This is a genomic window from Alsobacter soli (genome assembly GCF_003004785.1).
Taxonomy (GTDB): domain Bacteria; phylum Pseudomonadota; class Alphaproteobacteria; order Rhizobiales; family Beijerinckiaceae; genus Alsobacter; species Alsobacter soli.
In genome coordinates, this window is record NZ_PVZS01000030.1 from 17,101 (window position 1) to 28,477 (window position 11,377).

The 11,377-nt window shown below is 68.4% G+C and carries 12 protein-coding genes; 11 read left to right on the top strand and 1 reads right to left on the bottom strand.

The genetic code is table 11. The features are described 5' to 3' along the window. Positions 1-110: 110 nt before the first annotated feature. The 11 genes from coaD to SLNSH_RS20250 all read left to right on the top strand — a co-directional run bounded on the left by coaD (position 111) and on the right by SLNSH_RS20250 (position 9,281). Positions 111-629 carry a pantetheine-phosphate adenylyltransferase gene (gene coaD / locus SLNSH_RS20200; RefSeq protein WP_106339337.1) on the top strand — a complete coding sequence of 173 codons (519 nt, stop codon included), beginning with the start codon at positions 111-113 and terminating at the stop codon, positions 627-629. Positions 630-670: 41 nt separating this feature from the next. Then, positions 671-1,225 (top strand): peptidylprolyl isomerase, encoded by a 555-nt coding sequence (locus SLNSH_RS20205; RefSeq protein ID WP_106339339.1) that lies wholly within the window; start codon positions 671-673, stop codon positions 1,223-1,225. A gap of 37 nt (positions 1,226-1,262) precedes the next feature. Beyond that, the gene (locus SLNSH_RS20210) at positions 1,263-1,727 is read left to right on the top strand and encodes a peptidylprolyl isomerase (RefSeq protein WP_106339341.1); all 465 of its coding nucleotides are present in this window, start codon (positions 1,263-1,265) and stop codon (positions 1,725-1,727) included. A 134-nt stretch (positions 1,728-1,861) separates the two neighbouring features. Next, positions 1,862-2,962 (top strand): tRNA preQ1(34) S-adenosylmethionine ribosyltransferase-isomerase QueA, encoded by a 1,101-nt coding sequence (gene queA, locus SLNSH_RS20215; RefSeq protein WP_106339343.1) that lies wholly within the window; start codon positions 1,862-1,864, stop codon positions 2,960-2,962. Then, positions 2,959-4,113, top strand: a complete 1,155-nt coding sequence (gene tgt, locus SLNSH_RS20220; RefSeq protein WP_106339345.1) for a tRNA guanosine(34) transglycosylase Tgt — start codon at positions 2,959-2,961, stop codon at positions 4,111-4,113. Before queA ends, tgt begins: the two co-directional genes overlap by 4 nt. A gap of 251 nt (positions 4,114-4,364) precedes the next feature. Next, positions 4,365-4,661 carry an FAD assembly factor SdhE gene (locus SLNSH_RS20225; protein WP_106339347.1) on the top strand — a complete coding sequence of 99 codons (297 nt, stop codon included), beginning with the start codon at positions 4,365-4,367 and terminating at the stop codon, positions 4,659-4,661. A 30-nt stretch (positions 4,662-4,691) separates the two neighbouring features. Further along, positions 4,692-5,096, top strand: coding sequence for a methylmalonyl-CoA epimerase (mce, locus tag SLNSH_RS20230; protein ID WP_106339349.1), 405 nt, complete (start codon positions 4,692-4,694; stop codon positions 5,094-5,096). A gap of 68 nt (positions 5,097-5,164) precedes the next feature. After that, positions 5,165-5,398, top strand: a complete 234-nt coding sequence (locus tag SLNSH_RS20235) for a DUF1467 family protein (RefSeq protein ID WP_106339351.1) — start codon at positions 5,165-5,167, stop codon at positions 5,396-5,398. 551 nt (positions 5,399-5,949) lie between these two features. After that, a complete protein-coding gene (gene proS, locus SLNSH_RS20240; RefSeq protein WP_106339353.1) occupies positions 5,950-7,272 on the top strand; it encodes a proline--tRNA ligase in 1,323 nt (440 codons plus the stop codon). A gap of 7 nt (positions 7,273-7,279) precedes the next feature. Then, entirely contained in the window at positions 7,280-8,572 is a 1,293-nt protein-coding gene (locus tag SLNSH_RS20245; protein WP_106339355.1) for a lipoprotein-releasing ABC transporter permease subunit, read from the top strand. A 4-nt stretch (positions 8,573-8,576) separates the two neighbouring features. Continuing rightward, positions 8,577-9,281 carry an ABC transporter ATP-binding protein gene (locus SLNSH_RS20250; RefSeq protein ID WP_106339357.1) on the top strand — a complete coding sequence of 235 codons (705 nt, stop codon included), beginning with the start codon at positions 8,577-8,579 and terminating at the stop codon, positions 9,279-9,281. Positions 9,282-10,788: 1,507 nt separating this feature from the next. Here SLNSH_RS20250 and SLNSH_RS20255 read toward each other — a convergent pair. After that, complete coding sequence (locus SLNSH_RS20255) at positions 10,789-11,364, bottom strand: RBBP9/YdeN family alpha/beta hydrolase (RefSeq protein WP_106339359.1); 576 nt, start codon at positions 11,362-11,364, stop codon at positions 10,789-10,791. Positions 11,365-11,377 lie beyond the last annotated feature (13 nt).

The window sequence follows — 11,377 nt, forward strand, 5'->3', positions numbered from 1 at the left end:
TGCGGCGCGCCGGGGATGACGGCGTTTGAGCCTCCTCACCGGTTGGCGGCTATCGCGATCGAACCGCTGCTGCTTGCCGGGTGGGCGCCCGCACGCTAAGGCTTTCCGCCATGTCCGCGACCCGCGCGCCCCGCACGGCTTTCTACGCCGGCTCGTTCGATCCCATCACGAACGGCCATCTCGACGTCGTCCGCAACGCCTGCAGGCTCGCGGAAACGCTGGTGGTCGCCATCGGCGTGCACCCCGGCAAGGCGCCGCTTTTCAGCGCCGACGAGCGCAAGGCGATGATCGCCGAGGAATTCCGGGGTCTGGCGGCCGAGGCCGGCGCGGCCCTGCGCGTCGTCACCTTCGGCGACCTCGCAATCGACGCCGCTCGCCGCGAGGGCGCATCCATGCTGATCCGCGGCCTGCGCGACGGCACCGACCTCGACTACGAGATGCAGATGGCCGGGATGAACGACGCGATGGCGCCGGACATCCAGACGGTCTTCCTGCCGGCCTCGCCCATGGTGCGCCCCATCACCGCCACGCTCGTCCGACAGATCGCCGCGATGGGCGGGGACGTGTCCCGCTTCGTGCCCGCGGGGGTGGCCGCCCGGCTCACGGCCAAGTTTGCGGCCAAGGCCTGAGCGGCGCTTCTGGCCGGCTCATCGAATTGCCTGGAGGTTTCATGAACAGACGTCACGTGGTCGCCCTGGCCCTCGCCGCCGCGCTGCTCGGCGCAGGCCCGGCGTTGGCGCAGCAGTCCGACCCGCAGAACACGCTGGTGCTGACCACCAAGGACGGCAAGGTGACGATCCGCCTGCGGCCGGACCTCGCCCCGAAGCATGTGGAGCAGATCAAGACGCTGGTGAAGCGCAACTTCTATGACGGCATCGTCTTCCACCGGGTGATCGAGGGCTTCATGGCCCAGACCGGCGACCCCACCGGCACCGGCACGGGCGGCTCGGACCTGCCGAACCTGCCCGCCGAGTTCTCGCGCGAACCTTTCAAGCGCGGCACGCTGGGCATGGCGCGCTCCAATTCGCCGAACTCCGCGAACAGCCAGTTCTTCATCTGCTTCGGCGACGCCAGCTTCCTGAACGGCCAGTACACGGTGTTCGGCGAGGTGGTGTCCGGAATGGACGTGGTCGACAAGATCAAGAAGGGCGACCCGAACGCCAATGGGCTCGTCAAGAACCCCGACAAGATCGTCAGCCTGAGGCTTCTGGCCGACGCCAAGTAAGCTGAAGCCAACCCATCATCAGCGAAAGGAGCCTGCCATGGCCGACCCCGCGAACACGCTTATCCTCGAAACCACCCAGGGCCGCGTCGTCATCGAGATGCGCCCGGACCTCGCCCCGGGTCACGTCGCCCGCATCGCCGAGCTCGCCCGCTCCGGCTTCTATGACGGCGTGCCGTTCCACCGCGTGATCGAAGGCTTCATGGCCCAGACGGGCGACCCCACCGGAACCGGCATGGGCGGCTCGGGCCAGAAGCTGAAGGCCGAGTTCAACGCCGAGCCGCACGTTCGCGGCGTCTGCTCCATGGCCCGCGCGCAGGACCCGAACTCCGGCGACAGCCAGTTTTTCATCGTCTTCGACGACGCCCGCTTCCTTGACCGCCAGTACACGGTGTGGGGCAAGGTGATCGAGGGCATGGAGAACGTCGACAAGATCAAGCGCGGCGAGCCCGTGCAGGATCCCGACAAGATCGTCACCGCCCGCATGGCCGACCAGGCCGCCTGACGCGGCCGGCCGGCCCCCTCTCCCCGGGTCGGGAGAGGGTTGGGGTGAGAGGTCTCGCGGACGCCCCTCATCCGGCGCTACGCGCCACCTTCTCCCCGTGCCGGGGAGAAGGGATCGTTCCGCCCGACGGACCCATGCGAGTCGACCTCTTCGATTTCGATCTTCCCGAGGACCGCATCGCCCTGCGGCCGGCGCAGCCGCGCGATGCGGCGCGCATGCTCGTGGTGCGGCCGGGGGACGAGCCCGCGCTGGAGGACCGGACGGTCCGGGACCTGCCGGACCTGCTGCAGGCGGGCGATCGGCTCGTGGTGAACGACACGCGCGTCATCCCGGCCCGTCTCGACGGCATCCGGGTGCGCGGGGATTCCGTGGCCCACATTCAGGCCACCCTGCACCTGCGCGAGGGACCGGACCTCTGGCGCGCTTTCGTGCGCCCGGCCAAGCGGCTCGCCGTGGGCGAACGCATCCGCTTCGGCGAGGAAAGCGAGAGCATGGCCTGCCTGCTCGCCAGCCTCGACGCCGAGGTGGTGGAGAAAGGGGAGGGCGGCGAGGTGCTGCTGCGCTTCGCCTTCACCGGGCCAGCCTTGGACGAGGCCATCGCGCGGCTCGGGCACATCCCGCTGCCGCCCTATATCGCCGCCAAGCGCCCGGACGACGAGCGTGACCGACAGGACTACCAGACGCTCTTCGCGGAGCGCGAGGGCGCGGTGGCTGCGCCGACCGCAGGCCTTCACTTCACGCCGGAACTGACCCAGCGCCTCGCGGCCCGCGGCGTCGGCCTGACGCGGCTCACCCTCCATGTCGGAGCCGGCACGTTCCTGCCCGTGAAAGCCGACGATACGGCCGACCACAAGATGCACGCCGAGTGGGGCATGATCAGCCCCGAGGCCGCCGCGGAACTGAACGCGACCCGCGCCGCCGGGGGGCGCATCGTGTCCGTCGGCACCACCTCGCTGCGCCTGCTGGAGAGCGCCGTCTCCGAGGACGGCCGCTTCGCGCCATGGCAGGGGCAGACCTCCATCTTCATCACGCCCGGCCACCGCTTCCGCGCCGTCGACGTGCTGATGACCAACTTCCACCTGCCACGCTCGACCCTGTTCATGCTGGTGAGCGCCTTCAGCGGGCTCGACGCGATGCGCGCCGCCTACGCGCACGCCATTGAGGCTGGGTACCGCTTCTACTCCTACGGGGACGCCAGCCTGCTCTTCCCCGCGCCCCCGGAGAGCACCCCATGAGCCTCGCCGAAGCGCCCGTCCGGGACTTCACCTTCACGGTGAAGGCGACGGACGGCCAGGCCCGCACGGGCGAGATCCGGATGCCGCGCGGCGTCATCCGCACGCCGGCCTTCATGCCCGTGGGCACCGCCGGCACCGTGAAGGCCATGTATCCGGAGCAGGTGAGGGCGCTGGGCGCCGACGTGGTGCTCGGCAACACCTATCACCTGATGTTGCGCCCCGGCGCGGAGCGCGTCGCCCGCCTGGGCGGGCTGCACAAGATGATGAACTGGCCTCACCCGATCCTCACGGATTCGGGCGGCTTCCAGGTCATGTCGCTCGCCCAGCTGCGCAAGCTGGACGAGAACGGCGTCACCTTTCGCTCGCATGTGGACGGCGCCAAGCACGTGCTCACGCCCGAGCGCTCGATCGAGATCCAGGGCCTGCTCGGCTCCGACATCCAGATGCAGCTGGACGAATGCGTGAAGCTGCCGTGCTCCGACAAGGAGGCCGAGCGCGCCATGGAGCTCAGCCTGCGCTGGGCCGAGCGCTCGCGCGTCGCTTTCGGCGAGCAGCCCGGCAAGGCGCTCTACGGCATCGTGCAGGGCGGCGCCGTGCCGAGCCTGCGCGTCCGCAGCGCCCGGGCGCTGGCCGACATGGGCTTCAAGGGCTATTCCATTGGCGGCCTCGCGGTGGGCGAGCCGCAGGAGATCATGCTGGCCATGATCGAGACGGTGGAGCCCTGGCTGCCAAAGGAGAAACCGCGCTACCTCATGGGCGTCGGAACGCCGGACGACCTGATCGAATCCGTCCGCCGCGGCGTCGACATGTTCGACTGCGTCATGCCGACTCGCGCCGGCCGCCATGGCCAGGCCTTCACCCGCTTCGGCAAGCTCAACCTGCGCAACGCCCGCCACGCGGACGACCCGCGGCCCATCGACGAGACCTCGTCCTGCCCGGCCGCCCGCGACTACAGCCGCGCCTACCTGCATCACCTCGTGAAGTCCGGCGAGATCCTCGGCATGATGCTGCTCACCTGGGTGAACCTGGCCTACTACCAGGACCTCACCGCCGGCATGCGCCAGGCCATCGCCGAAGGGCGCTACGACGACTTCGCCGCCCACACCAAGGAGGGCTGGGCCCGCGGCGACCTGGAGCCCTGGGCGGGCTAAGTTGCGTATCCCTTCTCCCCGGCACGGGGAGAAGGTGGCCCGCAGGGCCGGATGAGGGGCCCCGCGCCCCTCACCCCAACCCTCTCCCCGTACCGGGGAGAGGGGGAGCGTTGCACAGCCGCGAGTGGTTGGCGTCCTTCCCTTTTTAAAGTTGGGGCAGGCGTCCTCCGCCTAAAGCCGCGGCGTCCTGCGCCATGACAGGGGCGGGCGGCGGAGCTATAGAGGGCGCAATCGATCTCGGGAGTTCTCGCATGACCGGCACGACGCGCACGAGCGCCGACCTGGATCCCCGCCGCCGCAAGGTGCTGTTCCGGTCATGGCATCGCGGCATGCGCGAGATGGACCTCATCATGGGCCAGTTCGCCGATGCGCATATCGATCAATTGACCGACGCCGAGCTGGACACCTACGAGCAACTCATCGAGGCTCCGGATCGGGACATCCTGATGTGGCTCACCGGCGAGAAGGAGGTCCCCTCCAACTACGACACGCCGGTCTATCGCCGCATCAAGGCGTTCCACACCCACCTGGGGCCGATCAACGTCTGAGGCCCGCGGGCCGGAGCAAGGGGTGCGCGCATGATCGGTCGGCTCAACCACGTCGCGATCGCCGTGAAGGACATCGAGGCCGCCTCGCGCCTCTACCGCGAGACGCTGGGCGCCGACGTCTCGGACCCGACGGACCAGCCCGAGCACGGCGTGACGGTGGTGTTCGTGAACCTTCCCAACACCAAGATCGAGTTTCTCCAGCCGCTCGGCGAGAATTCGCCCATCGCCAAGTTCCTGGAGAAGAACGCGGACGGCGGCATCCATCACGTCTGCTACGAGGTGGACGACATCATCGCCGCCCGCGATCGTCTGAAGGCTGCCGGCGCCCGCGTGCTGGGCGACGGCGATCCCCGCATCGGCGCCCATGGCAAGCCGGTGCTCTTCCTCCACCCCAAGGACTTCAACGGCACGCTGGTCGAACTCGAGCAGGCCTGAGCCGTCCCGCGCTTGCGCCGTCGGGGAAGGGCGTCCCCCGGCGGGGGCGCCCCACCGCGGAATCCTCCATGAGCATTGCCGGCGCGATTGCGCTCTACTTCATTGTCTGGTGGCTGACCCTCTTCGCCATCCTGCCGCTGGGCGTGCGCAGCCAGCACGAGGAGGGCGCCGTCGAGGAAGGCACCGAGCCCGGCGCCCCGCTCTTGCCCCGCATGGGCCGCAAGGCCCTGATCACCACGCTTGTGGCGATCCCCGTCTCGGCGCTGCTGTGGGTCGTGATCGTGATGATCGACTGGGGCTGAGACGCGCCGCGCTCCTCGCGATGATGGCGCTTCGCCTCCTGAACGGCTGAGACGGAAAGGGATGCGAGCGCAGCGAAGCAACCGAGGGGACCGTCGCACATGCGGGATTGCTTCGGCCGCTCCAACTCGTCGCAAAGAGCACTGAAGTCCAAAAGAAAAAGCCAAGACTTTCGTCTTGGCTTTTGTTTTAGTTTTTTCTTGTCGAGCTCCGGATCTCGTCAGCCGTCACAGGCGCCGGTCAATCCTTCTGCTCATTGCCCTTCTCGAGCTTCTGGCCGTCTTCCTCCCAAGACTTGGACCACGATCCCTTCCCCGTTGGATCGGGGTGGGTCTGTTGTTGTGTAGAAGACTCATAGCCCACCGAAATCGGTCTGTCATCTCTTTGTGCAGGCTTCGACGCAAAAAGATGCACAAGAGAACGCATCTGTCCGCTTTCCGCCCTTTCGCCGCCGGATTCGCTCGCTTGTGTTTTGGGCGGCGATGGTTTTCATGGAGCGGACTCCGCGCCACCGCGGCCCGCTTGATTCAAGCCATTCGCCTCCTGGATCGCCATGCGCCTTTCCCGCTACTTCCTGCCCATCCTCCGCGAGCCCCCTCGGGAAGCGGAGATCGTCTCGCACCGCCTGATGCTGCGCGCGGGCATGATCCGGCAGGAGTCCGCCGGCATCTACGCCTGGCTGCCCATGGGCCTGCGCGTGCTCAACAAGATCAGCGCCATCGTGCGCGAGGAGCAGAACCGCTCCGGCGCGATCGAGCTCCTGATGCCGACCATCCAGTCCGCCGACCTCTGGCGCGAGTCGGGCCGCTACGAGGCCTACGGCAAGGAGATGCTGCGCATCGAGGACCGGCACGAGCGCGAGATGCTCTTCGGCCCCACCAACGAGGAGATGATCACGGAGATCTTCCGGGCCTATGTCCGGTCGTACCGGGATCTGCCGCTCAATCTCTATCACATCCAGTGGAAGTTCCGGGACGAGGTGCGCCCCCGCTTCGGCGTGATGCGCTCGCGCGAGTTCCTGATGAAGGACGCCTATTCCTTCGACCTGGACCAGGAGGGCGCGCGCCACTCCTACAACAAGATGTTCGCCGCCTACCTGCGCACCTTCAACCGCCTGGGCCTCACCGCCATTCCCATGCGCGCCGACACCGGCCCCATCGGGGGCGACCTGAGCCACGAGTTCATCATCCTGGCCTCGACCGGCGAGAGCGAGGTGTTCTGCGACAAGGCGATCCTGGACCTGCCCGTCCCGCCCGCCGACACCAACTTCGACGACGCTGCCGGACTGCAGGCGATCTTCGACGCCTACACGACCCCCTACGCAGCCACGAGCGAGATGCATGACGCGGCTGCATTCGCCCAGGTGCCGTCGGAGCGGCAGGTCTCGGCCCGCGGCATCGAGGTCGGTCACATCTTCTACTTCGGCACGAAGTACTCGGCCCCCATGAAGGCGCTGGTCGCCGGCCCGGACGGGCAGGAGCGCCCGGTCCACATGGGATCCTACGGCATCGGCCCGTCGCGTCTCGTGGCCGCGCTCATCGAGGCCTCGCACGACGAGGCCGGCATCGTGTGGCCCGACGCCATCGCGCCCTTCAACGTCGCGCTGCTCAGCCTCAAGCCGGGCGACAGCGCGGTGGACGCCGCCTGCGAGACGCTCTATCGCGCGCTCTCGGCGCGCGGCGTGGACGTGCTCTATGACGACCGTGAGGAGCGGCCGGGCGCCAAGTTCGCCACCGCGGACCTCATCGGCGCGCCCTGGCAGGTTCTGGTCGGACCCAAGAGTCTGGCCGAAGGGAAGGTGGAATTGAAGCGGCGCGCCACCGGCGAGCGCACGCTGGCCTCGATCGAGGACGCCGTCGCCCAGCTCACGGCCTGAGGCGCGGATGAAGCGAGGCGCTGTCGACGCCAAGAAGGGCCCGGGGGGCGCCGGCCCCTTCGCTCTTTTCGAGTGGATGGTGGCGCTGCGCTACCTGCGCGCGCGCCGCCGCGAGGGCTTCATCTCGGTCATCGCCGGCTTTTCCTTCGCCGGCATCATGCTGGGCGTCGCGACCCTCATCATCGTGCTTTCGGTGATGAACGGCTTCCGGGCCGAACTGCTGAACAAGATCGTCGGCATCAACGGCCACGTGTTCATCGCCGGCATCGACAAGCCGATGACTGACTATGCCGAGGTCACCGACCAGGCGAACGGCACCCCGGGAGTGAAGTTCGCCTTCCCGATGGTCGAGGGCCAGGCGCTCGCCTCCTCTCCGAGCGCCGCCGGCGGCGTGCTCGTGCGTGGCGTGCGCGAGCAGGACATCGGTCAGATCCCGGCCATCGGCGGCACGGTGAAGCAGGGCACGCTGGAGAACTTCGACAAGTCGGGCGGCGTGGCCATTGGCCGGCGCCTCGCCGAGCAGCTCTTCATCCGTCCCGGCGACACCCTCACGCTGACCGCCCCGAAAGGGGCGGAGACGCCGTTTGGCGTCGCCCCGCGCATCAAGAGCTACCCGGTGGTCGCCGTGTTCGAGGTCGGCATGTCCGAGTTCGACTCGGGCTTCGTTTACATGCCGCTGCACGAGGCGCAGGCCTACTTCAACCGCGACGGCGACGTGACCGCCATCGAGGTCTTCCTCAGCCATCCGGACCGGATCGACGAGGTGAAGGCCGATCTCGAGAAGCACATCAGCCGCCCGATGATCCTCTCGGACTGGCGCCAGCGGAACAAGACGTTCTTCGGCGTGCTGGAGGTGGAGCGGAACGTGATGTTCCTCATCCTCATGCTGATCGTGCTGGTGGCCGCGCTCAACATCATCTCCGGCCTGATCATGCTGGTGAAGGATAAGAGCCAGGACATCGCGATCCTGCGCACCATGGGCGCCACGCGTGGCGCCATCATGCGCATCTTCCTCATCACCGGGGCCGCCATCGGGGTGGTCGGCACCTTCGCGGGCTTCCTGCTGGGGCTGGTGGTGAGCCTCAACGTGGAGCACATCCGCGCCTTCATCTCGCGGATGACCAACACGAACCTGTTCCCGGCCGAGTTCTACTTCCTCAGCAGCCTGCCCTCGCAGGTGGACCCGCGCGAGGTGGTCACCATCGTGACCCTCGCGCTCATCCTTTCGCTGCTGGCGACCCTCTATCCTTCCTGGCGCGCCGCCCGGCTCGATCCGGTCGAGGCGCTTCGCTACGAGTGAGCGCATGACCGATCGCTCGGCCGAGGACGACTACCCGGCGCTCTACCTCTACGGTGTCCAGCGCCGCTTCGCGGAGGGCGACCACGCGCTGGAGATCCTGCGCGGCTGCGACCTCGCGGTCTGGGCGGGCCAGTCGGTCGCGCTGATCGCGCCCTCCGGCACCGGCAAATCGACCCTGCTGCAGATCGCCGGCCTGCTCGAGAAGCCTGACGGCGGCGAGGTCTATGTCGACAAGAAGGCCACCGTGAACCTGCCGGACGACGAGCGCACGGCCCTGCGCCGCAACGCCATCGGCTTCGTTTACCAGTCGCACCACCTGCTGCCGGAGTTCTCCGCCCTGGAGAACGTCATGCTGCCCCAACTCATCCGCGGGTTGGGCAAGGCCGAAGCCGCGGACCGCGCCGCCGGCCTGCTGCATTACCTGGGGCTGGGCGAGCGCCTGAAGCATCGCCCGTCGGAGCTGTCCGGCGGCGAACAGCAGCGCGTGGCCATCGCCCGCTCCGTCGCCAACGCCCCGCGCGTGCTGCTGGCCGACGAGCCCACCGGCAACCTCGACCCGCACACCTCCCACCACGTCTTCGGCATCCTCACGCGCCTGGTGAAGGAGACCGGCCTCGCCGCCATCGTGGCGACCCACAACCTGGACCTCGCCGCCCAGATGGACCGCCGCGTGACGATCCGCGAGGGAAAGGTTGTGGAACTGGCCTGACCGGGCCTGGAGTAGGTCCGCCCCTCTCACCGTCTTGGCCGGGATTGGGCGGCGCTCTGCCCCTCTCACCGTCATGGCCGGGCTCGTCCCGGCCATCCACGCGCATGGGCTGGGCGTGGATGCCCGGGACAAGCCCGGGCATGACGAGTAAGAAGGATCTAGGGGGGCTGGTCACGGCAAACAGCCACCCATCATCGCGAGCGCAGCGAAGCGATCCAGGAGGATCGGGCTGGCGCTCTGCCCCTCTCACCGTCATGGCCGGGCTCGTCCCGGCCATCCACGCGCATGGGCCGGGCGTGGATGCCCGGGACAAGCCCGGGCATGACGAGGAAGGATGATCTAGGGGGGGCTGCTCACGGAAAACAGCCACCCGTCATCGCGAGCGCAGCGAAGCGATCCAGATGGATTGGGCTGGCGCTCTGCCCCTCTCAACGTCATGGCCGGGCTCGTCCAGGCCATCCACGCGTGCGGCCCGGGCGTGGATGCCCGGGACAAGCCCGGGCATGACGAGGAAGAATGATCTAGGGGGGCTGGTCACGGCAAACAGCCACCCATCATCGCGAGCGCAGCGAAGCGATCCAGGAGGATCGGGCTGGCGCTCTGCCCCTCTCACCGTCATGGCCGGGCTCGTCCCGGCCATCCACGCGCATGGGCCGGGCGTGGATGCCCGGGACAAGCCCGGGCATGACGAGGAAGGATGATCTAGGGGGGGCTGGTCACGGAAAACAGCCACCCGTCATCGCGAGCGCAGCGAAGCGATCCAGATGGATTGGGCTGGCGCTCTGCCCCTCTCAACGTCATGGCCGGGCTCGTCCAGGCCATCCACGCGTGCGGCCCGGGCGTGGATGCCCGGGACAAGCCCGGGCATGACGAGGAAGAATGATCTAGGGGGGCTGGTCACGGCAAACAGCCACCCATCATCGCGAGCGCAGCGAAGCGATCCAGGAGGATCGGGCTGGCGCTCTGCCCCTCTCACCGTCATGGCCGGGCTCGTCCCGGCCATCCACGCGCATGGGCCGGGCGTGGATGCCCGGGACAAGCCCGGGCATGACGAGGAAGGATGATCTAGGGGGGGCTGCTCACGGAAAACAGCCACCCGTCATCGCGAGCGCAGCGAAGCGATCCAGATGGATTGGGCTGGCGCTCTGCCCCTCTCAACGTCATGGCCGGGCTCGTCCAGGCCATCCACGCGTGCGGCCCGGGCGTGGATGCCCGGGACAAGCCCGGGCATGACGAGGAAGAATGATCTAGGGGGGCTGGTCACGGCAAACAGCCACCCATCATCGCGAGCGCAGCGAAGCGATCCAGGAGGATCGGGCTGGCGCTCTGCCCCTCTCACCGTCATGGCCGGGCTCGTCCCGGCCATCCACGCGCATGGGCCGGGCGTGGATGCCCGGGACAAGCCCGGGCATGACGAGGAAGACGAGCGCGGCGAAGCGATCCAGGAGGGCAGGACGCCCACCTGGCCCCTGGATCGCTTTGTCGTTCGCTCCCGGGCGTTGACGGGCTACCTCGGCAACCCGCCCACGAACTCGCCGAACAGCACCAGACCCTCGGGCCACAGCCCCAGGTTCGCGGCCGAGCCGATGTGCCCGCGCCGGCCGACCTCGACCAGCCGCGAGCCCCAGGCCTGGGCGAATACCCGCGCCCGCTCGATCGTGACGAATTCGTCGTCGTCGCTGGCCACCAGCATGGAGGGGAAGGGCAGGGGCTGCAGGATCATCGGCGCGAAGCCGACAGGCCCGTCCGGGATGCCGTCCCGCACGTCCCGGTCCGTAGGCGCGACCAGGAAAGCCCCGGCCACCTTGCGCACCAGCTCCGGCGCGCCGTCACGCAGGGCGAACAGCATGGTCAGCGACGTGCCCAAGCTGTGTCCAACCAAAACCACTGGCTTTCCTGCCTGCCTCACCGCAGCCTGCAGCCGGGCCAGCCAGGCCGCATAGACGGGGCGATCCCAGTCGTCCTGCTCGACGCGGCGGAAGGCGGGAAAGGCCCGCTCCCACTGCCATTGCCAGTGTTCGGGCCCCGAGCCATGCCATCCCGGCAGCACCAGGATGGTGAATGCGTCCAGCGCCCCAGCCATGCCGATCCCAGTC